At 65.2% G+C, this 22,960-nt stretch carries 20 protein-coding genes; 10 read left to right on the top strand and 10 right to left on the bottom strand.

Features of this window, described 5'->3' with window-relative positions; genetic code table 11:
* Positions 1 to 191 precede the first annotated feature (191 nt).
* The 3 genes from dapE (at position 192) to cls (ending at position 4,075) form a co-directional block, all read left to right on the top strand.
* The gene (gene dapE, locus RI103_RS07740; protein WP_310814764.1) at positions 192 to 1,331 is read left to right on the top strand and encodes a succinyl-diaminopimelate desuccinylase; all 1,140 of its coding nucleotides are present in this window, start codon (positions 192 to 194) and stop codon (positions 1,329 to 1,331) included.
* Between the two features lie 17 nt (positions 1,332 to 1,348).
* The gene (gene prmB, locus RI103_RS07735; RefSeq protein ID WP_310814763.1) at positions 1,349 to 2,233 is read left to right on the top strand and encodes a 50S ribosomal protein L3 N(5)-glutamine methyltransferase; all 885 of its coding nucleotides are present in this window, start codon (positions 1,349 to 1,351) and stop codon (positions 2,231 to 2,233) included.
* Between the two features lie 390 nt (positions 2,234 to 2,623).
* Complete coding sequence (gene cls / locus RI103_RS07730; protein ID WP_310814762.1) at positions 2,624 to 4,075, top strand: cardiolipin synthase; 1,452 nt, start codon at positions 2,624 to 2,626, stop codon at positions 4,073 to 4,075.
* A gap of 12 nt (positions 4,076 to 4,087) precedes the next feature.
* On the opposite strand, the gene RI103_RS07725 is transcribed toward cls, so the two are convergent.
* Positions 4,088 to 4,567 carry a glutathione peroxidase gene (locus RI103_RS07725; protein WP_310814761.1) on the bottom strand — a complete coding sequence of 160 codons (480 nt, stop codon included), beginning with the start codon at positions 4,565 to 4,567 and terminating at the stop codon, positions 4,088 to 4,090.
* Positions 4,568 to 4,703: 136 nt separating this feature from the next.
* Between RI103_RS07725 and RI103_RS07720 the strand changes: the two genes are divergently transcribed.
* Together RI103_RS07720 and RI103_RS07715 are read left to right on the top strand one after the other, a co-directional pair.
* On the top strand, positions 4,704 to 6,659 hold the full coding sequence (locus tag RI103_RS07720; protein ID WP_310814760.1) for an ATP-binding cassette domain-containing protein: 1,956 nt from the start codon (positions 4,704 to 4,706) through the stop codon (positions 6,657 to 6,659).
* A gap of 148 nt (positions 6,660 to 6,807) precedes the next feature.
* Entirely contained in the window at positions 6,808 to 7,851 is a 1,044-nt protein-coding gene (locus RI103_RS07715; protein ID WP_310815193.1) for a CaiB/BaiF CoA-transferase family protein, read from the top strand.
* Between the two features lie 125 nt (positions 7,852 to 7,976).
* On the opposite strand, the gene RI103_RS07710 is transcribed toward RI103_RS07715, so the two are convergent.
* The 3 genes from RI103_RS07710 to alr all read right to left on the bottom strand — a co-directional run bounded on the left by RI103_RS07710 (position 7,977) and on the right by alr (position 10,937).
* The gene (locus RI103_RS07710) at positions 7,977 to 8,255 is read right to left on the bottom strand and encodes a DUF2866 domain-containing protein (protein WP_310814759.1); all 279 of its coding nucleotides are present in this window, start codon (positions 8,253 to 8,255) and stop codon (positions 7,977 to 7,979) included.
* 143 nt (positions 8,256 to 8,398) lie between these two features.
* Positions 8,399 to 9,775 carry a DNA repair protein RadA gene (gene radA / locus RI103_RS07705; protein ID WP_310814758.1) on the bottom strand — a complete coding sequence of 459 codons (1,377 nt, stop codon included), beginning with the start codon at positions 9,773 to 9,775 and terminating at the stop codon, positions 8,399 to 8,401.
* 91 nt (positions 9,776 to 9,866) lie between these two features.
* A complete protein-coding gene (gene alr / locus RI103_RS07700; RefSeq protein WP_310814757.1) occupies positions 9,867 to 10,937 on the bottom strand; it encodes an alanine racemase in 1,071 nt (356 codons plus the stop codon).
* A gap of 221 nt (positions 10,938 to 11,158) precedes the next feature.
* On the opposite strand from alr, the gene lplT reads away from it, so the two are divergent.
* Together lplT and thiD are read left to right on the top strand one after the other, a co-directional pair.
* Entirely contained in the window at positions 11,159 to 12,466 is a 1,308-nt protein-coding gene (gene lplT, locus RI103_RS07695) for a lysophospholipid transporter LplT (RefSeq protein WP_310814756.1), read from the top strand.
* 59 nt (positions 12,467 to 12,525) lie between these two features.
* Positions 12,526 to 13,332 (top strand): bifunctional hydroxymethylpyrimidine kinase/phosphomethylpyrimidine kinase, encoded by an 807-nt coding sequence (gene thiD / locus RI103_RS07690; protein WP_310814755.1) that lies wholly within the window; start codon positions 12,526 to 12,528, stop codon positions 13,330 to 13,332.
* 107 nt (positions 13,333 to 13,439) lie between these two features.
* Here thiD and RI103_RS07685 read toward each other — a convergent pair whose 3' ends face one another.
* The 4 genes from RI103_RS07685 to tsaB are packed head-to-tail and all read right to left on the bottom strand — an operon-like array spanning position 13,440 to position 16,804.
* Complete coding sequence (locus RI103_RS07685) at positions 13,440 to 14,477, bottom strand: DUF1853 family protein (protein ID WP_310814754.1); 1,038 nt, start codon at positions 14,475 to 14,477, stop codon at positions 13,440 to 13,442.
* Entirely contained in the window at positions 14,435 to 15,505 is a 1,071-nt protein-coding gene (locus RI103_RS07680) for a uracil-DNA glycosylase family protein (RefSeq protein ID WP_310814753.1), read from the bottom strand. The genes RI103_RS07685 and RI103_RS07680 overlap by 43 nt, the downstream gene beginning before the upstream one ends.
* Complete coding sequence (rimI, locus tag RI103_RS07675; RefSeq protein ID WP_310814752.1) at positions 15,492 to 15,986, bottom strand: ribosomal protein S18-alanine N-acetyltransferase; 495 nt, start codon at positions 15,984 to 15,986, stop codon at positions 15,492 to 15,494. The genes RI103_RS07680 and rimI overlap by 14 nt, the downstream gene beginning before the upstream one ends.
* Entirely contained in the window at positions 15,983 to 16,804 is an 822-nt protein-coding gene (gene tsaB, locus RI103_RS07670; RefSeq protein WP_310814751.1) for a tRNA (adenosine(37)-N6)-threonylcarbamoyltransferase complex dimerization subunit type 1 TsaB, read from the bottom strand. The genes rimI and tsaB overlap by 4 nt, the downstream gene beginning before the upstream one ends.
* 183 nt (positions 16,805 to 16,987) lie before the next feature.
* Between tsaB and RI103_RS07665 the strand changes: the two genes are divergently transcribed.
* The 3 genes from RI103_RS07665 (at position 16,988) to aceA (ending at position 21,107) form a co-directional block, all read left to right on the top strand.
* Positions 16,988 to 17,257: an acyl-CoA-binding protein gene (locus tag RI103_RS07665; protein ID WP_310814750.1), complete on the top strand. Its 270-nt coding sequence runs from the start codon at positions 16,988 to 16,990 to the stop codon at positions 17,255 to 17,257.
* A 456-nt stretch (positions 17,258 to 17,713) separates the two neighbouring features.
* Positions 17,714 to 19,345 carry a DEAD/DEAH box helicase gene (locus tag RI103_RS07660; protein WP_310814749.1) on the top strand — a complete coding sequence of 544 codons (1,632 nt, stop codon included), beginning with the start codon at positions 17,714 to 17,716 and terminating at the stop codon, positions 19,343 to 19,345.
* A 457-nt stretch (positions 19,346 to 19,802) separates the two neighbouring features.
* Positions 19,803 to 21,107 carry an isocitrate lyase gene (aceA, locus tag RI103_RS07655; RefSeq protein WP_310814748.1) on the top strand — a complete coding sequence of 435 codons (1,305 nt, stop codon included), beginning with the start codon at positions 19,803 to 19,805 and terminating at the stop codon, positions 21,105 to 21,107.
* 237 nt (positions 21,108 to 21,344) lie between these two features.
* On the opposite strand, the gene RI103_RS07650 is transcribed toward aceA, so the two are convergent.
* Positions 21,345 to 21,779, bottom strand: a complete 435-nt coding sequence (locus RI103_RS07650) for a universal stress protein (RefSeq protein WP_310814747.1) — start codon at positions 21,777 to 21,779, stop codon at positions 21,345 to 21,347.
* Positions 21,780 to 21,975: 196 nt separating this feature from the next.
* Positions 21,976 to 22,878: a LysR family transcriptional regulator gene (locus tag RI103_RS07645; RefSeq protein WP_310814746.1), complete on the bottom strand. Its 903-nt coding sequence runs from the start codon at positions 22,876 to 22,878 to the stop codon at positions 21,976 to 21,978.
* Between the last annotated feature and the right edge of the window lie 82 nt (positions 22,879 to 22,960).

Genomic DNA, 22,960 nt, shown 5'->3' with positions numbered 1-22,960 from the left:
CGCCTGGTTCGGCGTGCGGTGCTGGATACCGGGGCTGGCGGCCAGTTCGGCGCGAGTCTCGGTGCTTGCGCCGAACGCGACGCGCCATGTAGTAAAACGCGGCCAGGCCGCGTGACTCAAAAGCTGTTGCCGGCTGCGGTATTCAACCGCCAGCCGGCATTTTTTCATTTCAAAGTGGCTGTATCGAATCCATGTCCGGCACCCTCGCCCTTACCGAACAACTGATCGCGCGCGCGTCCGTCACGCCCGACGACCAGCATTGCCAGCGCCTCCTGATCGAGCGCCTGTCCGCGCTCGGCTTCGAGCACGAGACGATCGAATCGAACGGTGTGACCAACCTGTGGGCCGTCAAGCGCGGCGTCGACGGCACCGCGGGCAAGCTGCTCGCGTTCGCCGGCCATACCGACGTGGTGCCGACCGGCCCGCTCGAACAATGGCACTCGGCGCCGTTCGAGCCGACCCATCGCGACGGCAAGCTGTACGGCCGCGGCGCGGCGGACATGAAAGCGTCGATCGCGGGCTTCGTGGTGGCGAGCGAGGAGTTCGTCGCCGCACACCCGGCGCATCGCGGCTCGATCGCCTTCCTCATCACGAGCGACGAAGAAGGCCCCGCCACCGACGGCACCGTCAAGGTCGTCGAGGCGTTGCAGGCGCGCGGCGAGCGCATGGACTATTGCATTGTCGGCGAACCGACTTCGAGCGCGCAGTTCGGCGACATGGTGAAGAACGGCCGGCGCGGTTCGATGTCGGGCAAGCTGATCGTCAAGGGCGTGCAAGGCCATATCGCCTATCCGCATCTGGCGAAGAATCCGGTGCATCTGCTCGCGCCCGCGCTGGCCGAACTGGTCGCCGAACGCTGGGACGACGGCAACGAATATTTCCCGCCCACCACGTGGCAGGTGTCGAACATTCACAGCGGCACGGGCGCGACCAACGTGATTCCGGGCCATGCGGACGTGATGTTCAACTTCCGTTTCTCGACGGCGAGCACCGTGGAAGGTCTGCAAGCCCGTGTGCACGCGATCCTCGACAAGCACGATCTCGACTACGATCTGCAATGGACCGTGAGCGGCCTGCCGTTCCTCACGCCGCGCGGCGATCTGTCGGACGCGCTCGCCAGCGCGATCAAGGACGAAACTGGCGTGAACACCGAACTGTCGACCACCGGCGGCACCTCGGACGGCCGCTTCATCGCGCGCATCTGCAAGCAGGTGATCGAATTCGGCCCGCTGAACGCCAGCATCCACAAGATCGACGAACATATCGAAGTCGCACACATCGAGCCGCTGAAGAACGTGTATCGCCGCGTGCTCGAACAACTGATTGCGTGACCCAAGGACTATCTGCGATGACGCTCCCGTTTTCCACCGTTCGCGACCTGCTGCGTTTCGCGGTTTCGCGCTTCAACCAGGCCGATCTGTCGTTCGGCCACGGCTCGGCCAATGCCTACGACGAAGCCGTCTATCTGGTCCTGCACACGCTGCATCTGCCGCTCGATCTGCTCGACCCGTTTCTCGACGCGCGTCTGACCGCGGCTGAAATCGACGCCGTGCTGAACGTGATCGAGCGCCGCGCCACCGAGCGCGTGCCGGCCGCCTACATCACGCAGGAAGCCTGGATGCACGGCTTCCGCTTTCACGTGGACGAGCGCGTGATCGTGCCGCGTTCGTTCATCGGCGAATTGCTGCAGGACGGATTGCAGCCCTACGTGGAAGATCCCGAGCAGGTGAGCGCCGTGCTCGAGTTGTGCACCGGCTCAGGCTGCCTCGCGGTTCTCGCCGCGCATGCGTTCCCGAATGCCGATATCGACGCGGTGGATCTGTCGGCGCCCGCACTGGAAGTCGCCGCGCGCAACGTCGCGGACTACAAGCTCGACGACCGCGTCGCCCTGTTCGAAGGCGATCTGTACGCGCCGCTCGCCGAGCGCCGCTACGACGTGATCATCAGCAACCCGCCGTACGTGAATGCGGCGTCGATGCAGGAACTGCCGGCCGAGTACAAGCATGAGCCGGAGATGGCGCTGGCGGGCGGCGCGGACGGCATGGACATCGTGCGCCGGATCATCGCCGAAGCGCGCAACTGGCTGACCGACGAAGGCGTGCTGGTCGTCGAAATCGGCAACGAGCGGCAACACGTGGAAGCGGCGTTCGGCGGGCTCGATCTCGTCTGGCTGTCGACCAGCGCCGGCGACGACAACGTGTTTCTGATCCAGGCGGCTGATTTGCCGGTTTGAGGTTGTTATTGCTTCGTGTTGCGATGCGCGCGGCGCGAGTTGTGCTGCTGTGCGTGTCGCGTCTGAGTACGGCCGTTTTGCCGGGCGAGCGCTCCGAGCCCGATCGTTGGCGTACCACGTCAAGGCGAAGCGGCTTTAACGAGCGCTCGCTGCAAGCGCATGTCTCGACCAGGCTCCCCAAGCGCCAACTTGCGCGCGCCCGACCAGGCAAACGCAACAATCTTTTGCCCACGTCGACCACACCGCATTCAGGCACGCGCCGCTGAAGCTGACCGTGGCTTGACCTTTCCCCGCCCTCAACGCACGCACGTTCGGTAAGATGAGCGCGGTCAGCTACCCGGCGCCCGTCGAACCGGCCCGGGCAGCGCTTCGCCAACCCAACGCCTGCCTATGGAATTCGACCTGCTTCACATCGGCACGCTGGTCGCCCTCTGCCACATTCTCGGCGTAGCCGCGGCATGCCACGCGATTCTCAATACGCGCACTTCGCAAGGTGCGATCGCGTGGGCCGTGTCGCTGGTCGCGATGCCTTATCTGACGCTGGTGCCGTATCTGTTCCTCGGCCGCAGCAAGTTTGCCGGCTACGCGGACGCGCGCCGCGTCGAAAACGAACTGTTGCGCACGCGCGCGCATCCGCCGGAATGGGACACCAGTGCTTCGTCAGCGGGACTGCCCACGCTGGAACTCGGCGGCCGGCTCGTGCATTCGCTCACGCGGCTCGGCGGCATGCCGTTTCTGCCGGGCAACTCGGTGCGCACGCTGGTGAACGGCGCGGCGACCTTCGAGGCCATTTTCGATGCGATCGAAAGCGCGCGCCGCTATGTCATCGTGCAGTTCTTCATCGTGCGCGACGACGCTCTCGGCGAGATGCTCAAAGACGCCCTGATCGCGAAGGCGCAACAAGGCGTGCGCGTCTACTTCCTGTACGACAGCATCGGCAGCTTCGATCTGCCGCACCGCTACGTGGCGGCGCTGCGCGCGGGCGGCGTGGAGACGCATCCGTTCGCCACCAATCGCCGCTTCGTCAACCGTCTGCAACTGAACTTCCGCAATCACCGCAAGATCGTTTCGGTGGATGGTGAACGCGCGTTTGTCGGCGGACACAACGTGGGCGTGGAATATCTCGGCGGCAGGCCGCCGCTCTCGCCGTGGCGCGATACCCATATCGAGGTGCGCGGCCCGGCAGTCGCCAGCATCCAGTTCGTGTTCACGGAAGACTGGCACTGGGCCACGCAGCGGTTGCCCGAGTTCGACATGCCGCCCGCTCCGGTCGCCGACCCATCCACGGGCCAAGGCATGCACTGCCTCGTCGTGCCGAGCGGTCCGGCGGACAAGCAGGAGACCTGCTCGCTCTTTTTCGTCGAAGCGATCAACGCGGCGCGCGAGCGAGTCTGGATTACCTCGCCCTATCTGATCCCCGACGAGGCGGTGTTCTCGGCTTTGCGGCTCGCCGCGCTGCGCGGCGTGGACGTGCGCATTCTGATTCCGAGCCGGCGCGATCACCTCGTGGTGTTCGCCGCCTCGAAACTGTATGCGTACGACTCGCTACGCGCGGGGATCCGGATCTTCCGCTACCAGCCGGGCTTTCTGCATCAGAAGGTCGTGCTGATCGACAGTGCGGCCGCGGCAATCGGCAGTGCCAATCTCGACAACCGCTCGTTCCGGCTAAACTTCGAGATCATGGTGCTGACCGTGGACCGCGGCTTCGCCAAAGAGGTCGAAACGATGCTGCTGGCCGACTTCGCCGAATCGCGCGAAATCGACCGCAATGAGTATCGCAAGGCAAGCGCCTTGAAGCGCGTGCTGATGCACGTGGCGCGTCTGTTTTCGCCCATCCTGTAGCGACAGCCGGCTTTACAGCAGCTTTTCGATATCCTCGGTAATCGCCTCGGGCTTCGTCAGCGGCGCGTAACGCTTCTCCACGTTGCCGTCGCGCCCGATCAGGAACTTGGTGAAGTTCCACTTGATCGCTTCCAGCCCCAGCAGGCCCGGCGCCTCGCCCGTCAGATAGCGGAACAGCGGATGCGCGTTCGCGCCGTTCACGTCGACCTTGTCGAACATCGGGAACGTCACGCCGTAGTTCTTCTCGCAGAAGCTGCCGATCTGCGCGGCGTCGCCCGGCTCCTGCTTGCCGAACTGGTTGCAGGGAAAACCGAGCACCGCGAGCCCGCGTGCCGCGTAAGTGTCGTACAGCTTTTGCAAGCCCGCGTACTGCGGCGTGAACCCGCATTCGCTCGCGGTGTTGACGATCAGCAAAACCTTGCCGTCGTATTGCCCGAGGCTCACTTCCTCGCCGCCCAACGTGCGTGCCGAAAACGAATAAATCGATGTCATGTGCTCTCCCCCGTGAAAGCCGTCAGTCTATGCCAAAAGCTTCGCCGGTACAGTCGGCCGAATGGCCGATCCCGGTTGAGCGCCCGGTGTCCGGTCGGGCAGTCTAAAATAGCGGTTTTCTTCAGCCGGCCTCTTCGTGATCCGCTTTAACCAGTTCAGCCTCGCGCGCGGCACCAAGCCGCTCTTCGACAACACCACGTTCACCCTCAACCCCGGCGAAAAGGCCGGCCTGGTGGGGGCGAACGGCGCGGGCAAATCGACGCTGTTCGCCGTGCTGCTCGGCGAACTGCATGCGGACGGCGGCGATTTCTCGATCCCGCCGAACTGGCAGATCGCCCACGTCGCACAGGAAACGCCGGCCGCGGACAAGACCGCCCTCGCCTACACGCTGGACGGCGACGCCGCCTTGCGCGCGATCGAAGCGGCGATTGCCGCCGCCTCCGCCGCGCATGACGGCGCGGCCGAAGGCGAAGCGCACGCCGCGTTCGCCGACGCCGACGGCTACACCGCGCCCGCGCGCGCCGAAGCCTTGCTGCTCGGCCTCGGCTTCACGCTCGAACAGACCCGCGAGCCGGTCAGCAGTTTCTCGGGCGGCTGGCGCATGCGGCTGAATCTCGCGCAGGCGCTGATGTGCCGCTCCGACCTGCTGCTGCTCGACGAACCGACCAACCACCTGGATCTGGACGCGATCGTCTGGCTGGAAGACTGGCTGGCCCGTTATCCGGGCACGCTGATCGTGATCTCGCACGACCGCGAATTCCTCGATTCGGTCTGCAACGTCACGCTGCACCTGGAGCAGCAGCAGATCAAGCGCTACGGCGGCAACTACTCGCAATTCGAAGTGCTGCGCGCGCAGCAGATCGCGTTGCAGCAAAGCGCGTACGAAAAGCAGCAGCGCACGGTCGAGCATTTGCAGAGCTACATCAACCGCTTCAAGGCGCAGGCCACCAAGGCGCGCCAGGCGCAGAGCCGCGTCAAGGCGTTGGAAAAGATGGAGCTGATCGCGCCGGCGCATGCGTCCTCGCCATTTACGTTTGAATTCCGCACGCCCGATTCCGCGCCGAATCCCATGATGGTGATGGAAGACGTGCGCTGCGGCTACCGCAGTGAAGCCGAACCCACCGTCGAGATTCCGATCGTCGAGCACGTCATGCTGTCGATCCAGAACGGTCAGCGCATTGGCCTGCTCGGCGCGAACGGCCAGGGCAAGTCCACGCTGATCAAGACACTCGCCGGCACGCTCGAGGCGCTCGGCGGCCATGTGCGCGAAGGCAAAGGGCTGCGCATCGGCTACTTCGCGCAGCATCAGCTCGAAACGCTGCGTGCCGACGACACCCCGTTGCAGCACCTCGCGCGTCTCGCACCGGACACGCGCGAGCAGGAGTTGCGCGACTTCCTCGGCAGCTTCAACTTTTCCGGCGAGATGGCGACCTCGAAGATCGCGCCCTTCTCCGGCGGCGAAAAAGCCCGCCTTGCGCTCGCGCTGATCATCTGGCAAAAGCCGAACCTGCTGCTGCTCGACGAACCGACCAACCACCTCGACCTCGAAACACGTCACGCGCTGACCATGGCGCTCGCGCAGTTCGAAGGCACGCTGATTCTGGTGTCGCACGACCGGCATCTGCTGCGCGCCACCACGGATCAGTTCATGCTGGTCGCGAAACATCGGCTGCGGGAATTCGACGGCGACCTCGACGACTACCGTGACTGGCTGCTTCAACATGCTGCCGAGCAGCGCGCGGCGCTCAAGGCAAACGCGGCGTCGAGCACTAGCAATGGTGGCGACGGCGGCGCGGACAACGGTGTGAACCGCAAGGAACAGCGACGCCTGGAAGCCGAAACGCGTCAGAAGCTCGCGCACCTGAAAAAACCGCTGCAAAGCCGGATCACGAAGATCGAAAAGGAAATGGACGCGCTCAACGCCGAGAAGGCGACGCTCGACGCCTTCGTCGTCGACCCGGCGAGTTACGAGCCCGAACAGAAAAGTAAACTGACGGAAGCGATCCGCCGTCAGGCAGATGTGAACGCGCGCCTCGAAGCGCTCGAAGCCGAATGGCTCGAGACTCACGAGGAACTCGAACAAATCGGCTAGCGGCACGCTGTTTCAGGTCCGCGCCGGCATCGACGGGAGGTTGGCTTTGTCATCCGCGACATCATCCGTCTCAACGCCTGATTCATCGGCCGCTTCGTCGGCCGCTTCACCGGCCGCCTCAGCGCCGCCCGCGCTACAGGGGCTGCGCGTGCTCGACCTGACGCGCCTGCTGCCGGGCCCGGTCGCCGCCCTGCGGCTCGCCGAACTGGGCGCCGACGTGCTGAAGATCGAAGCGCCTGGCGCCGGCGACCCTACCCGCACGATGATGCAGTCGTCGAGCGATCGCGTGGCCGGGCGGCCCGGCGCGTTTTACCGGCTGGTGAACCGCGGCAAGCGCGAAACGCGCCTCGACCTCAAGTCCGAAGCGGGACGCAACGTGCTGTGCGCGCTCGCGGCGGAAGCTGACGTGCTGATCGAGAGCTTCCGGCCCGGCGTGATGGAGCGGCTCGGTCTCGGCTACCAAACGCTGCACGCCCTCAATCCGCGGCTGGTCTACTGCGCGATCAGCGGATACGGCGCGAGCGGCCCGTTCGTCGACCATGCCGGACACGATCTGAACTACATCGGCTACGCGGGCGTGCTCGATCAACTGGCGGGCCGTGACGGCGCGCCGATCCTGCCGAATTTCCAGATCGCCGACCTGCTCGGCGGGGCCTTGAGCGCGGTCACGCAGATTCTCGCGGCGCTATGGTATGTGTCGCGCGGTGGCGAAGGCCGCTTCGTCGATGTTTCCATGACGCATGCCACCTACGCGCACAACGTCGTGGCGCAGGTCGCGCTCGCTAACGAGGGCGCGGCGCCTGCCGTCGGCGCCGGCCTGCTGAATGGCGGCGTGCCTTGCTACAACCTGTACCGCACGCTCGATCACCGCTGGCTCGCGGTCGGCGCGCTCGAACTGAAGTTTTGGGAAACGCTCTGCATGGCGCTCGACCGGCCCGAATGGGCCACGCGCCACTGGAGTCTCGGCCAGGCGATCGGCGGCCCGGACGCCGCCGCGCTCACGCAGGAACTCGCCGACCTGATCGGCAAGCGTCCGCTGGAAGAATGGGTTGTGCTGCTGGAGCCGCTCGACTGCTGTGTCTCGCCGGTGCTGACGCCGGCCGAAGCCGCGCGCCATCCGCTGTTCAATCCGCAGGCTTACGATGCGGCAAGCACGAGCGGTGAAGACGATGAAAAAAGCCTGGTCGGGTAGCGCCTCGGTGAATCAATGGTCGCGTCGACCCTAAAGTGACCGCGACTCAAGCCCCCGTCCATTAGCTTCACACGGACCGCGAACACAGGGGCGAGCCACCCAAGCCCCTGCCGCCCGCACAAACCTCAGCGCCGCGCCACCGTCTGCCGCGGCAAAGTCTGACGCGGCGTCTTTTCGTCGTCGTACAGCACGTGCTTGCGGCCTTCCACATGGCGATTGATGGTCGCGCGGACTTCGGCGGCCGTGGCGTCTTCGGCCACCACCCGCCGCGAGATCTGCCCCGCCGTGTCGATCCACTCGACGATCCGGCAAGCGCCGCCCCATGGCTGGCGAATGGGCGCGGAGACGCGGCAGCCGCGCACCTGTATCGGCCGCTCGGCTACGGTTTCAGATGACTGTTTCAAGGTGCGATCCTTTTTCGGGCATCAGAAGGGATGCATACCCCTGCAGCTTAGGAAAAAGGAATGTCGGGTAGGTTACAGCCAATATGGAGATATTTACCGCGCATTACGGAGTGAAGGGCGCCCCTAGGCGCCCGAACCCCCGTCTATTCGAGCGTGCGGACCCGGTCGATGGCCTGTTCGATCCGCTCGACCGCAACGACCTGTAAGCCTTCGATCGGCTGCTTCGGCGCATTGGCCTTGGGAATCACCGCGACCGAAAAGCCCAGTTTGGCGGCTTCCTTCAGACGCTCCTGACCGCGTGGCGACGGCCGGATCTCGCCGGCGAGACCCACTTCGCCGAACACCACCAGCCCCTTGGGCAGCGGCTTGTTGCGCATGGACGAATGAATCGCGAGCAACACGGCCAGGTCGGCGGCGGGCTCGGTGATCTTCACGCCGCCCACGGCGTTCAGGAACACGTCCTGATCGAAACACGCGATGCCGGCATGCCGGTGCAGCACCGCCAGCAGCATCGCGAGCCGGTTCTGCTCCAGGCCAACGGCGAGGCGCCGCGGGTTCGGCGCGTTGGCCGAGTCCACGAGGGCTTGCACTTCGACCAGCAGCGGCCGCGTGCCCTCCTGCGTCACCAGCACGCAGGAACCCGGCACGGACTGCTCGTGCTGCGACAGAAACAGCGCCGACGGATTGGCCACGCCGCGCAGGCCACGCTCGGTCATGGCGAACACGCCGAGTTCGTTGACCGCGCCGAAGCGGTTCTTGATCGCGCGCACCAGACGATACGAGGAATGCGTGTCGCCCTCGAAATACAACACCGTGTCGACGATGTGCTCGAGCACGCGCGGACCAGCCAGCGCGCCTTCCTTGGTCACGTGGCCGACCATGATGATGGTGGTGCCCGACTGCTTGGCGATGCGCGTCAGTTGCGCCGCGCACTCGCGCACCTGGGCGACCGAGCCCGGCGCCGAAGTCAGCGCGTCGGAATAGACCGTCTGGATCGAGTCGATCACCGCGACGTCGGGCCGCTGGTCGGCGATCGTCGCCTGGATTTTCTCGAGCTGGATTTCGGCGAGCAATTGCAGCTCGCTCGCCTTCGAGCCCGGCTCCAGCAACGAAAGCCGTTGCGCGCGCAACGCAATCTGCGCGGCCGATTCTTCACCGCTGATATAGAGCGCGCGCTTGTCGGCGGCGATTTCCGCGAGCGATTGCAGCAACAGCGTCGATTTGCCGATGCCCGGATCGCCGCCGATCAGCACCACGCCGCCCGGCACCAGACCGCCGCCGAGCACGCGGTCGAACTCGCTCACGCCGGTGGTAAAGCGCGGCACGTCCGACGCGTCGATATCGGCGAGACGGCGCACCGGCGCGCTCTTGGCGAGCGACTGGAAGCGGTGCGTGGACGGCGCTTCCGCCACCGACTCGACCAGCGTGTTCCACGCATTGCATGAGGGGCACTGGCCGGCCCATTTCGGCGATTGCCCGCCGCATTCACTGCAGATGTACAACGTTTTGGGTTTTGCCACGCGTTATTGCCTGTGTTGCTGTTCTTTGGATTGAAACGCTTGCTGCGAGGCCAGGTGTGCACCCGGGTTGCGCGCCCGGCTTTGCGGGTCTTTACTCCGCCCGCACTGGCACACGCGGCGCCACGGCGCACATCAGCTCATAGCCGATCGTGCCGCACGCCTGCGCGACGTCGTCGATCGGCAGCGAGTTGCCCCACAGCTCGACGCGCGAGCCGACGTTGGCGGTCGGCACCGGCGTCAGGTCGACGGTGAGCATGTCCATCGAGACGCGCCCGACGACCCGCGTGCGCACGCCGTCGACGATCACCGGGGTGCCTTCCGGCGCGACGCGCGGATAGCCGTCGGCGTACCCGCACGCCACCACGCCGATACGCATCGACCCGCGCGCCTTGAACGACGAACCGTAGCCGACCGTGTTGCCTTCGGTGAGCATTTGCACGGCGATCAGTTCCGAGGCGAGCGTCATGGCCGGTTGCAGGCCCGTGCCTTCGATCGCGGCCGTCACGCCGGACGGCGACGCGCCGTACAAGATAATGCCCGGGCGCACCCAGTCGAAATGCGTGGCCGGATGCCACAGCGTGGCCGCCGAATTGGCGAGGCTGCGCGCGCCGGCGATGCCCTGCGCGCCCCGCTCGAACGCCTCTACCTGATAGTCGACGCCGCGATTGCCATCGGCGTCGGAGAAATGAGTCATCAACGTGATCTGGCCGACGCCTTGGGCAGCGCGCGCGCGCTCCCATGCGGCGCGGAACTTTTCCGGCGTGTAACCGAGGCGGTTCATGCCGGTATTCATCTTCAACTGGATGTTGACCGGTTTGGACAGGCGCGCCATTTCGAGCATGCGCAACTGCTCGTCCGAATGCAGGGCGGTGGTCAGGCTGTAGCGGTCAATCACGTCGATATCGGTCGGACGAAAGAAACCTTCGAGCAGAAGAATCGGGCCGGCCCAGCCCAATTCACGCAACTTCACGGCCTCTTCGAGGTCCAGCAATCCGAAGCCGTCGGTCGCGCGCAGGCCCGGAAAAACGCGCGCAAGGCCGTGTCCGTAGGCGTTGGCTTTGACGACGGCCCAGATTTTGGATTTCGGCGCGTAGCGCCTGGCGACGGCGAGATTATTGGCGAGAGCGGAGGTATGAATTGTGGCTGAGAGCGGGCGCGGCATGGGATATTTTCGTAAAGACGCTTGCGAATCAGCGGCTTACAGGGCGTTTTCAGCGCTCGGCAGCCCGCTGGGCGGTGCGATCAAGGATTCTGCTAGTCCGAATGCAGCTATTTTCATGATATAAAGCCGTGCGCACAACCCATTTCGACGAACGGCATAAGCCCGGACGGTCAACCAGCGGCCGGGGCGGACAGACCGCAGCGAGGACAGCATCGCATCAGATGAAAAAAGGTTTTTACACCATCATGGCCGCGCAGTTTTTTTCGTCGCTGGCCGACAATGCGCTTCTGATCGCTGCTATCGCACTGCTGAAAGATCTTCACGCCCCGAACTGGATGACGCCGCTGCTCAAGTTGTTCTTTGTGCTGTCATACGTCGTTCTCGCCGCCTTCGTGGGCGCCTTCGCCGACTCCCGTCCGAAAGGACGCGTGATGTTCATCACCAATACCATCAAGGTCGTCGGTTGCATCACGATGCTGGTGGGCGCGCATCCGCTGCTCGCGTATGGGATCGTCGGCTTCGGCGCGGCGGCTTACTCGCCGGCCAAGTACGGCATTCTCACCGAACTGCTGCCGCCTGACCGTCTGGTCGCCGCGAACGGCTGGATTGAAGGTACCACCGTCGGCTCGATCATTCTCGGCACCGTGCTCGGCGGCGCACTCATCAGCCCGCACATCGCCGCGCCGATCCTGCGGCACCACATTCCCTCGGTCAACACACCCGCCGAGGCGGCGATGCTGGTCATCATGGCGATCTACATCATCGCCGCGCTGTTCAATCTGCGCATTCCCGACACCGGCGCGCGCTATCCGAAACAGGAACGCGGCCCGATCAAACTCATCACCGATTTCGCCGACTGTTTCCTCGTGCTGTGGCGCGACAAGCTCGGCCAGATTTCGCTCGCGGTCACCACGCTGTTCTGGGGCGCGGGCGCGACGCTGCAATTCATCGTGTTGAAGTGGGCCGAGGTATCGCTCAGCATGTCGCTTTCCGAAGCGGCCATCCTGCAAGCGGTGGTGGCCGTAGGCGTGGCGGCCGGCGCGATCTTCGCGGCCTCGCGGGTGCCATTGAAGAAGTCGCTGTCGGTGTTGCCGGTCGGCATCATGATGGGCATCGCCGTGATGCTGATGGCGTTCTACACGCGGGATCTGTTCCCTGCTCATTGGGGTCTTTATTTTGGCCGCATGCATGTGCCGGGCTATCTGATCGTCGCGTATATTTTCCTGATGATCGTCGGCGGCCTGTCGGGCTTCTTTGTCGTGCCGATGAACGCGCTGCTCCAGCATCGCGGACACGTGCTGCTGTCGGCGGGTCACTCGATCGCCGTGCAGAACTTCAACGAAAACCTGTCCGTGCTCGTGATGCTGTGCCTCTACGCCGTGCTGGTGTGGCTCGACGTGCCGGTCACGGCGGTGATCGTGCTGTTCGGCACCTTCGTGTGCCTGATGATGTGGTTCGTGATGCGGCGCCACCAGGCCAATCAGCGCGCGTTCGACTCGGTCGCGCTGATCGGCGAAGTCAAGCACTGATCCACGGCGGGCTGTCCGCTCACGCCGCGGCCCGCGCCTTCCTCCTTCCTCGCTTTGCCATGACTCAACCAATTCCCAATGTGCTGACGATCGCCGGTTCCGATTCCGGCGGCGGCGCCGGCATTCAGGCCGATCTGAAGGCTTTCTCTGCGCTCGGCGCGTATGGCGCGAGCGTGATCACCGCGCTCACCGCGCAGAACACGCGCGGCGTCACCGCGATTCACGCGCCGGACCCCGGCTTCATTACCGCGCAACTCGACGCGGTGTTCGACGACATCCGCATCGACGCCGTGAAGATCGGCATGCTGGCGAACGCGCCGATCGCGCGCGCCGTCGCCGATGCGCTGCGTCGGCACAAACCGAAATACGTCGTGCTCGACACGGTGATGATTTCGAAGAGCAACCACGCGTTGCTGCTGCCGGACGCGGTCGCCGCGGTGCGCGACGAATTGCTGCCGATCGCCGATCTGCTGACGCCCAATCTGCCGGAAGCCGCCGCGTTGCTCGGCGTGCAGGCCGCGACCGATGAAGCCGGCATGGTCGAGCAAGGCGAAGCGCTGCGCGCGCTCGGCGCACGCGCGGTGCTGATGAAGGGCGGTCATCTGAGCGCCCCCGATAGCCCGGACTGGCTGGTGCAGGAGAGCGGCGCGCTGCGTCTCGGCGGCCCGCGTGTGCCGGTGAAGAACACGCACGGGACGGGCTGCACGCTGTCGTCGGCGATTGCGGCGCTGATTGCGCAACGTGACGATCTGGCGAGCGCCGTCGCCGATGCCAAGCAATATCTGACCGGCGCACTGCAAGCGAGCGATCGACTCGACGTCGGCAGCGGCGTCGGGCCGGTGCATCATTTTTATCGGTGGTGGTGAGGGGTGGCTCGCGCGGGAACTGACCGGTTGCGTCGACCGGCTCCTGCGCCCTGATCTTGCCGGCAGCGCTTCATGATCGTGCCTGCTTCTTTCCAGGCAGCCCGCCGCTACTGCCGCGCGTAGTTTTGCGCCAGCTCCGGCCACTCGTCCGGCACGATAAAACCGCGCGAGCGTTCGATCAGGTTGCCCACGCTGTCCTCGGTGAACGCGGCGACCATCGCCGGTCCGTGCAGATGTGAAGTTTGCCCGGCGAGTGCCTGCGTATCGACGAAAACCAGGCCCGCGGCCTGCGCCTCGCGAAGCGTATGGCGACGCGGCGCGAGCCATTCCAGCCGCGGCAAGGTCCGCCACTTCTGTGCATGGGCCGCTGCGAATGCCGGCCAATCGCCGCGCGTCACCCACCAGCCACGGCCATGCGCCGGATCGAGCTCGACGGGATCAAGTGGCCTCTCGCCTTGCCGGTAAAACAGCCAGCCTTTGATGAACATCTGCGGCGTCCACGGACCCGCATAGCCGACCGAGGCGAACTCCTCGCGCGCGCTCAACGGCAACTGGTGATTCAGCAGATGCGCGAGCTTCAGGTCGAAGCGGTCTTGCAGATTCGGGCCGACGTAATCTGACAACTGCCCACGCCCGTCGCCGGCATGCAGATAGCACTTCACGGCCAGCTCCCAATGCAGCCGCGCGCCCTGCCGCGTCCTGATCAGAAAATCGCATTCGCCGAGCGTGATACCCGCGCGCCGCAGCGGCACGCCAGCCGCCACCAGCCGCGCTGCCGGCCCATGCTGGAGGAACCAGCCGAGCAGCCGTTCGGCGTACCGGCCCAGACGCGTGATGCGCGTCGCCGCGAGGTCGTGATGCAAGGGCTCGGGCGCGGCGTCGAGCGCGCGAAGCCAGTCGATGGTCGCCTGGGCTTCCTGCGGCGTCTCGAAAGGATTCGCCAGCACGCCAACCGGTGGTTGCGGGCGCAACAGATCGGCGCTCAGCAACAACCACGCGAGATCTCGCACAGCGGGGTCGTGCAAGGTGTCGAGCAGCGTATCGCGGCTCGCGGCATCGCTGCCGGACGCCGCCGCGGATTCGGCCGGCCCCTCGACGGCCGTCACTTCGACGCGTTCGACGGCGCGCCGCCCGCCGCCCGCCATGTGTCGCGCGCGAGGCACAGGTCGGCCCAGGCCTTCGCCTTGTCGGGCAGGCTGCGCAGCAGATACGCCGGATGATAGGTGACGATCACGGGCACGCCTTCATATTCGTGCACGCGGCCACGCAAGGACGAAATGCTCGCGTCGGTTTTCAGCAGACTTTGCGCCGCGAAGCGGCCGAGCGCGACGATCAGTTTCGGCTTGACCAGCGCGACCTGACGTTGCAGATACGGTTCGCAACGCGCGACTTCGTCCGCTTCCGGGTTGCGGTTGCCGGGCGGGCGACACTTGATCACGTTCGCGATGTAGACGTTGGTGTCGCGCGCGAGCGTCAGCGAACGCAGCATGTTGTCGAGCAGCTTGCCGGCCTGGCCGACGAACGGCTCGCCCACACGGTCCTCGTTTTCACCCGGCGCTTCGCCGATCAGCATCCAGTCCGCATTGCGATCGCCGACGCCGAACACGGTGTTGGTGCGCTTCTCGCACAGACGGCAAAGCTGGCAAGCGGCGACGCGCTCGCTCAACGCGTCCCAGTCCAGCGTGTGGATTGCCGGCGCCGCGGGGGCTTCCTGACGCGCGTTCGCGGGAGCCTGGGTCGGCAGGTCGTCGAACCACGCGAAATCGTCCTCGGGCGGCGCGTCGAATGTTGGCGGCTCGGGGCTGCGGGATTGCTGCGATGGTTGCGGCTGGCGCTTTGGTGAAGACGGCGTCTGATCCGCACGGATCGGCGCGTGCCGTTCGCTCTGTGCCGACGCGGCATCGGCGCTTTGGGCCTCTCCCGCGCGCAGCGCCGGCCGTGCGGTTTCCTGGGCGCGCGCGACGGGCGGCAAGCCGGGCGCCGCGCTGGGCGCATCGTCATGACGGGCGCCCGGCCCGGCCTCTACACCGGCGCCCTGCCCGGTTACGGCTACGGGTTCGGCTTCGGTTTCGGCTTGCGCTTCAACAATCGGCTCCTGCGCCGCCGCCATTCCTCGACGCACCCACATCGGCGCGAGTCCGAACTCTTCCAATAAGGATTCATGCAGCGCCATCTGCGCCCTCCGTGGCAAACGAGAAACGCATCACGATGGCGTCCTCCCGGCTGCGATGACGCGCCGGATAATAGTTTTTGCGCCGGCCGATCGAAGAAAAGCCGAAGCGCTCATAAAGCCGGATCGCCCGATGATTCGACGGCCGCACTTCCAGCAGCAGACCGTCGAGTTTTTCAGCACGCGTAATCCGCACCGCTTCGCGCAGCAGCGCGAGTCCCGCGCCGGCACCTTGAGCCGCGGGCGTCACGCACAAATTGAGCAGATGCATTTCGTCGACGACCGGCATCAGCACGCAATAACCGATCAGCGTGCCGGTGACATGACGCAGACAGATGCCGAAATAGCCGTTGCGCAGCGAATCGCCGAAATTGCCCCGGCTCCACGGAAATTCATAAGCGAGCTTTTCGATGGCGGCGATTTCGTCCAGATCGCCTTCGGTCATCGGCGACATGTACCGGTCCGCGAGCAACACGCCACTCATTGCCGGCCCTCGTCTTGGGCTGTGTCGTGCGGGAGTCTGGCGGCCTGCTCGGCCTTGGCGGCTTTCTCAGCTTTTTCGGCGACCCGCTCGGCCGTGGTCTGGGCGACCTTGTCGCGCACATATTCTGGCGCGGCCTGGTCGGCGGGCAGCGTGCGGCCGGCGCGCAACGCGCGCAGCGCGGCGTGGGCGAGCGGCACCGCGTGCGGCAGCGCTGCGCCGTCGACGCTGCTCGCCGCGGCGAGCGCGGGCAACCGCGCGCCGAAGGCCGCGGCGGCATTGCCTGCCAGCGTGAAGGGGACGTCGGGTAATGCGAGCCGGTCCGGCGCATCGAGCGAAGCCGCCTGGAGCGTGCGCCATTCACCCTGCGCGGGGTCCCAGGCGTAGTCGGCCCAATAAATTTCGTCCATGCGCGCGTCGAGCGCGGCGAGCACGCGCGTCACCGACGGGTCGCGCAGGCGCGCGCTCTCGGCGCACGCAAGGAGCGTGCTGACCGGCACGACCGGCAGATTCAGGCCGAACGCGAGGCCCTGGGCGACGCCGGTCGCGGTACGCAGGCCCGTGAACGAACCCGGACCGGAGCCGAAGGCAATGGCGTCGCAGTCCGCCAGTGTCAGGCCGGCTTCGTTAAAAAGTTCGCGGATAGCGGGGAGCAGGCGCGTGCTGGAGACCGCGCCGGTTTGCTCGTGGCGCACCCAGAGACGCGGTTCGGCGCGTGCCTCTTCATGTGTCGCGCCAACCGCACTGCCGGCGGCGGACAGAAGCGCTACCGAGCAGAATTCGGTCGAGGTATCGAGGGCGAGGAGCACAGTTTGAGTCATGGACCGTATTGTAATCGGCACGGCGCGCGCAAATGTGGTTTGCGCTTGCGCGCCGCATGCTTCGGCTTTGAATCCGGGTCGCAGGCCGGCGTTTGGAATAAGCCCTCGGGTCCGCGGCGGCATGCACTTGTTATGATCGTCAGCCGACATCAATCCCGATCCCGCCCGGCGGGCAAAACGACAATGACCGACCTCGACATCCAGTTCACCCAGGCCCAGGAAGATGTGAAGCAACTGACGGAGCGCCCGGGTAATCTCACGCTTCTGCGCTTGTATGCCCTCTTCAAGCAGGCTAGCGAAGGCGACGTTCGCGGCGACAAGCCGGGCTTCGCCGACATCGTCGGCAAATACAAGTACGATGCGTGGGCCGCGCTCAAGGGCACGGCGCAGGACGCCGCCAAGCAGCAGTACGTCGAGCTCGTCGAATCGCTCAAGAGCGGCAAGGCGGCCTGAAGCGGCCGTGAAGCGACCATTGCCGGCCCGCCCGGCAACCGCACCGCCCGTGGGAACAAGACCCGGCACGAACTTTTCCACCAGGAAAACTCCTAACAGTGGCGCAGTGCAGCAAAAGCCTATACAATGCTGCCTGCGCTTCACTGCTTTGCCCGGCTTTCCCTTAGCGGCCTTTGCGGCGCAGCGCTTCGTAGCGTTTAGCTCCAATCCAGTTTAGAACCTGTCCCCTCCTGCCTAGCCCCCTACGGGCGATCATGTCCCAGGCTGGCGGCACGCCGTGTTGGCATGTCGCATCCGATACAGCTTCTAACGAAAAGCTCGCCTTCATTGTCGCGAGCTGCCCCCGTTTTTCGATTTGCTCGCTGCTTCTTTGCTCGCTGAATCCGACGACTTGGGTATGCCGATTGGCGCCGACGTTTTAATTCCGTGTGTACCAAGGATTTTCCAAGGATTCTCATGACTTCGAGCAATACCCCCAGCAGCCCGTTGAACGCCATCGCCGACCAAGCCCTCGGTCTCGCCGACGCACCCGCCCAAGCCGCAGCCGTTGCTGCCGCTCCGGAAGCCGTCGCCGCTGAGGCCGCAGCACCGGCCGGCCCGTCGTTCGCGTCGCTCGGTCTGTCCGCGGATGTCGTCTCCGCGCTGACCGCCGCTGGCTATCAGAATCCCACGCCGGTTCAGCAGCGCGCCATCCCCGCCGGTATCGCCGGGCGCGACCTGATGGTCTCGAGCCCGACCGGCTCGGGCAAGACCGCCGCGTTCATGCTGCCCGCCATCGAGCGTTTCTCGCAACTGCAAAAGGCGCAAGCCAGCCAGCCGCGTGAACCGCGTCCGGCCGACGGCGCCCGCACGCGCCGTCCGCAGCCGGTTGCCCGTCCGACCATGCTGGTTCTGACGCCGACCCGCGAACTCGCGATGCAGGTCACCACCGCCGCCGCCACGTACGGCAAGCACCTGAAGCGCCTGCGCACCGTCAGCATTCTGGGCGGCGTCGCCTACGGCCAGCAATTGATGCTGCTCGCGAAGAACCCGGAAATCCTGGTTGCCACGCCGGGCCGTCTGATCGACCACCTGGAACGCGGCCGTATCGATCTGTCGCAGCTGCAGATCCTCGTGCTCGACGAAGCTGACCGCATGCTCGACATGGGTTTCATCGAAGACATCGAAACGATCGTTGCCGCTACGCCGGCTTCGCGTCAAACCATGCTGTTCTCGGCCACGCTCGACGGCAAGATCACGTCGCTGACGGGCCGCCTGCTGAAGGATCCGGAGCGTATCGAGATCGTTCAGCGTCTGGAACAGCGCACCAACATCGCGCAAACCGTCCATTACGTCGACGACCGCGATCACAAGGACCGTCTGCTCGACCATCTGCTGCGCGACGAAGGCCTCGACCAGGCTATCGTCTTCACGGCAACCAAGATGGATGCCGACCAGCTGGCCGGCCGTCTGGCCGACGCCGGCTTCGAATCGGCCGCCCTGCACGGCGATCTGCCGCAAGGCGCGCGTAACCGCACGATCCGTGCGCTGCGCGAGCGCCGTGTGCGCGTGCTGGTGGCCACGGACGTCGCCGCTCGCGGTATCGACATTCCGGGCATCACGCACGTGTTCAACTACGACCTGCCGAAGTTCGCCGAAGACTACGTGCACCGCATCGGCCGTACCGGCCGTGCTGGCCGCTCGGGTATCGCGGTGAGCCTCGTGCATCACGCCGAACAAGGCGCGCTGAAGCGCATCGAGCGCTTCGTGCGCACTCCGCTGCCGGTCAATGTCGTCGAAGGCTTCGAGCCGCGCAAGTCGGCTCCGTCGGGTAACGGCCGTCCTGGCTTTGGCGGCCGCGGCCGTCCGGGCGGTGGCAACGGTGGTGGCCGTCGCTTCGGCAGCGGTTCGGGCAAGCCGGCCGGCAACGGCGGCGGTGCGCGCAGCGGTAGCGGCAATGGCGGCGGCTGGGCCGGCAAGTCGGCTGGCGGCGGCTCGCGTGAAGGCGGCTTCGGCGGCGGTTCGCGTGAAGGCTACGGCGGTTCGCGCGACGGCGGCTACGGCGCACGCCGCAGCGACGGCCCGCGTACGGCGCGTCGCGGCAGCTAAGTACCGACCGGGCGCATTGTGCTTCAGGGCTTCGGCCCGTTGCAGCGCCCAGACGGTACTGCGCAGTTAGCTTGAAAATAGACCCAGACGGCCTCGCGCCGTTCGTCAGTCGAAAGAAACCGGTGCTCAGGCGCCGGTTTTTTTTCGTCCATACTGCGGCGCTCCCCAAATTTCACGATGTGGAAAATTTTTTTGCGTCGTAAAAAATCGTGCTGCAAGGCACAAGACGGCCTATTGCAACATGGAAAAAGTCTTTTCTCAATGTGAAACGTAAAGTGTAATTCATTGATTTAAAACATGAATAAATATTCCAAAAAGGCTGACCGGCGACTATTGCGCGACCATCGATTTGCCTAGACTCTTATATAAGACTTCACGAAACGAAACGCCCTAACCGGCCAGCCGCTTCGACGAAGAAAAGAGTCACCCATCCATACAGGCAACCAAGGAGCACACCATGTCCCGTCAAGAACAAGCCAGGCAACTCCAACAGCAATGGGAAACCGATCCGCGCTGGAAAGGCGTGAAGCGCAGCTACACGGCGGAAGACGTGATCCGCCTGCGCGGCTCGGTGCAAGTCGAGCACACGCTCGCCAAGCGCGGTGCGGAAAAACTGTGGGAAAGCGTGAACAACGAGCCGTTCGTCAACTCGCTCGGCGCGCTCACCGGCAATCAGGCCATGCAACAGGTCAAGGCCGGCCTCAAGGCGATCTATCTGTCGGGCTGGCAGGTTGCGGGCGACGCGAACGTGGCCGGTGAAATGTACCCGGACCAGTCGCTGTATCCGGCGAACTCGGTGCCGCTCGTCGTGAAGCGCATCAACAACACGCTGACGCGCGCCGACCAGATCCAGTGGTCGGAAGGCAAGAATCCGGGCGACGAAGGCTACGTGGACTACTTCCAGCCGATCGTGGCGGATGCGGAAGCCGGCTTCGGCGGCGTGCTGAACGCATTCGAACTGATGAAGGCGATGATCGAAGCGGGCGCCGCGGGCGTGCACTTCGAAGATCAACTGGCTTCGGTGAAGAAGTGCGGCCACATGGGCGGCAAGGTGCTCGTGCCGACGCGTGAAAACATCGCCAAACTGACGGCCGCGCGTCTGGCCGCCGACGTCTCCGGCACGCCGACCGTGCTGCTGGCGCGTACCGACGCGGAAGCCGCCGATCTGATCACGTCGGATATCGACGAAAACGACAAGCCGTTCCTGACCGGCGAGCGCACGGTGGAAGGTTTCTACCGCACCAAGCCGGGTCTCGAGCAGGCGATCTCGCGCGGCCTCGCCTACGCGCCGTACGCCGACATGATCTGGTGCGAAACCGGCAAGCCGGACCTCGAGTTCGCGAAGAAATTCGCCGACGCGATCCACAAGGAGTACCCGGTTCAACTGCTGTCGTACAACTGCTCGCCGTCGTTCAACTGGAAGAAGAACCTCGACGACGCGACGATCGCCAAGTTCCAGCGCGAACTCGGCGCAATGGGCTACAAGTTCCAGTTCATTACGCTGGCCGGCTTCCACGCGCTGAACTACTCGATGTTCAACCTCGCGCACGGCTATGCCCGCAACCAGATGACCGCTTTTGTCGAAATGCAGCAGGCTGAATTCGCCGCCGCCGAAAAGGGCTTCACCGCGGTCAAGCACCAACGCGAAGTCGGCACCGGCTACTTCGACGCGGTGACGCAAACGGTCGAACGCGATGCATCGACGACCGCGTTGCACGGCTCGACGGAAGACGAACAGTTCTTCGACAAGAAGGTCGCGTAAGCAACCCCGCGGTCTGATCGCGGAAACGGGGCAGACAGACGAAAAGCGGCTCCGGCAGAGAGCCGCCGTCACAGGGAGGAGCAAGGCCGTCGGAGCGTGAACCGGGCAGCGCCGACGGCCGGCAGCTTGAAGCGGACTCTGGGCGAGATCGCAGCAGCAAGAAAGCCAGCACAGCGCATGTGCGGCGAACACAGCGCGCGCCGACCTCACCGCCGGCGCGTTTTTTTCGGCTTTGATTCAGCGATACACAATCACCGGAATCTTCGTATGCGTGAGCACTCGCTGCGTTTCGCTGCCGATCAGCAGGCTGCCCAAACCGCGGCGGCCGTGCGAGGCCATGAAAATCACGTCGCAGCCGCCCTGCTCCGCCGCCTCGATGATGCCGAGATACGGCGCCGGATGCACGCTGGTCCGGCTGTCGACCGTGACGCCGACACGGCGCGCCGCCATCTCCACCTCTCGCAGATGCACGCGCGCTTCGCGCTCGCTGCGCTGCAGGAATTCGGTGGGCGGTTCGACCACCACGTCGGAGAACGGCGAGTACGGGTATTGGGGCAAGCACGCGTAGGCGGTCACGTGCGCATTAACGGCTTGCGCGAGATCGATGGCGCCGTCGATTGCCTTGCGAGACAGATCTGAACCGTCGGTCGGAACCAGGATGTGCCTGAACATGATGCCCTCCGTCGCCGGCTGCGCGCAGCGCGGCCTCAGCGTCCAACGAGGCTCGGCGTACAAGCCGCTTCAATCGATTGTAGGTCGCGGAATTGAGCGTATGAATCTGTTGAGGGTCTGTCCGCATATCGGAAACCCCTTGTTAGCAGCGGCGGCGGCGCAATCGCCGGGCAAGCTCGCGCGGCGCCGGCCGCTGTCAACCCCAGTAGCCGGGATCGCCATACGTATGCTTGAGAAAGTCCAGAAACAGTCGCACCCGCAGCGGCAAATGACGGCGCTGCGGAAACACCGCGTGAATGCCGATGGGTGGCGCGGTGAATTCGTCGAGCACGCTGACGAGCCGCCCGGCCGCGATGTCCGTGCCGACCTCCCACCACGAGCGCCACGCGAGGCCGTAGCCCTCGAGACACCATTCGTGCAGCACCGCGCCGTCCGAGCATTCCATCGTGCCGGACACCTTGATCGAGACGACCTTGTCGCCCTGCTGGAACATCCAGCCGCGCTGCTGGTTGGCGCTCGCGCCGAGCGCGAGACAGTTGTGATGCGCGAGATCGGCGAGGCTGTGCGGCGCGCCGCGCCGGCTCAGGTACGACGGCGACGCCACGCACACACGGCGGTTCTCGCCGAGCTTGAGCGACACCAGCGACGAATCCGGCAATTCGCCGAGACGCACCGCGCAATCGAAACCCTCGTTGACCAGATCGACGAGGCGATCGGACAGGTCGAGCGTGATCGACACGTCCGGATGCGCGACCGTGAACGCCGGCACCAGCGGCGCGACGTGCCGGCGTCCGAAGCCCGCCGGCGCGGAGAGCCGCAGGTGGCCGCTCGCCTTGACGCCGCCCGCCGACACGCTGGCTTCGGCGTTCTGCATGTCGTGAATGACGCGCTGACAGTCTTCGAGAAAGGCCGAGCCTTCGAAGGTCAGCGTGATCCTGCGCGTGGTGCGCACCAGCAATTTGACGCCGAGGCGCTCTTCGAGCGCGTCGATGCGGCGGCCGATGATGGCCGGCGCGACGCCTTCGGCCGAAGCCGCGGCAGACAGGCTGCCTTTGGCCGCGACGGTCACGAAAGTCTCGATCTGCTTGAAACGGTCCATGAACGGTGGGAGCCGCGCGAGGGCGGGAAAGTGGTCGGTGCGCGTTAGATTAGGTGGATGAAAGTAAAAGATCAAGTGATGT

This window comes from Paraburkholderia sp. FT54 (assembly GCF_031585635.1).
GTDB lineage: Bacteria > Pseudomonadota > Gammaproteobacteria > Burkholderiales > Burkholderiaceae > Paraburkholderia.
Note: the sequence above shows the minus strand (reverse complement) of the source record. Positions and strands in the feature narration are given on the sequence as shown.

Excerpts from the sequence above, each read along its gene's own strand:
- dapE (WP_310814764.1), top strand. The coding sequence starts at position 192 with ATGTCCGGCACCCTCGCCCTTACCGAACAACTGATCGCGCGCGCGTCC.
- prmB (WP_310814763.1), top strand. The coding sequence starts at position 1,349 with ATGACGCTCCCGTTTTCCACCGTTCGCGACCTGCTGCGTTTCGCGGTT.
- cls (WP_310814762.1), top strand. The coding sequence starts at position 2,624 with ATGGAATTCGACCTGCTTCACATCGGCACGCTGGTCGCCCTCTGCCAC.
- RI103_RS07725 (WP_310814761.1), bottom strand. The coding sequence starts at position 4,567 with ATGACATCGATTTATTCGTTTTCGGCACGCACGTTGGGCGGCGAGGAA.
- alr (WP_310814757.1), bottom strand. The coding sequence starts at position 10,937 with ATGCCGCGCCCGCTCTCAGCCACAATTCATACCTCCGCTCTCGCCAAT.
- lplT (WP_310814756.1), top strand. The coding sequence starts at position 11,159 with ATGAAAAAAGGTTTTTACACCATCATGGCCGCGCAGTTTTTTTCGTCG.
- thiD (WP_310814755.1), top strand. The coding sequence starts at position 12,526 with ATGACTCAACCAATTCCCAATGTGCTGACGATCGCCGGTTCCGATTCC.
- RI103_RS07685 (WP_310814754.1), bottom strand. The coding sequence starts at position 14,477 with ATGGCGGGCGGCGGGCGGCGCGCCGTCGAACGCGTCGAAGTGACGGCC.
- RI103_RS07680 (WP_310814753.1), bottom strand. The coding sequence starts at position 15,505 with ATGGCGCTGCATGAATCCTTATTGGAAGAGTTCGGACTCGCGCCGATG.
- rimI (WP_310814752.1), bottom strand. The coding sequence starts at position 15,986 with ATGAGTGGCGTGTTGCTCGCGGACCGGTACATGTCGCCGATGACCGAA.
- tsaB (WP_310814751.1), bottom strand. The coding sequence starts at position 16,804 with ATGACTCAAACTGTGCTCCTCGCCCTCGATACCTCGACCGAATTCTGC.
- RI103_RS07665 (WP_310814750.1), top strand. The coding sequence starts at position 16,988 with ATGACCGACCTCGACATCCAGTTCACCCAGGCCCAGGAAGATGTGAAG.
- RI103_RS07660 (WP_310814749.1), top strand. The coding sequence starts at position 17,714 with ATGACTTCGAGCAATACCCCCAGCAGCCCGTTGAACGCCATCGCCGAC.
- aceA (WP_310814748.1), top strand. The coding sequence starts at position 19,803 with ATGTCCCGTCAAGAACAAGCCAGGCAACTCCAACAGCAATGGGAAACC.
- RI103_RS07650 (WP_310814747.1), bottom strand. The coding sequence starts at position 21,779 with ATGTTCAGGCACATCCTGGTTCCGACCGACGGTTCAGATCTGTCTCGC.
- RI103_RS07645 (WP_310814746.1), bottom strand. The coding sequence starts at position 22,878 with ATGGACCGTTTCAAGCAGATCGAGACTTTCGTGACCGTCGCGGCCAAA.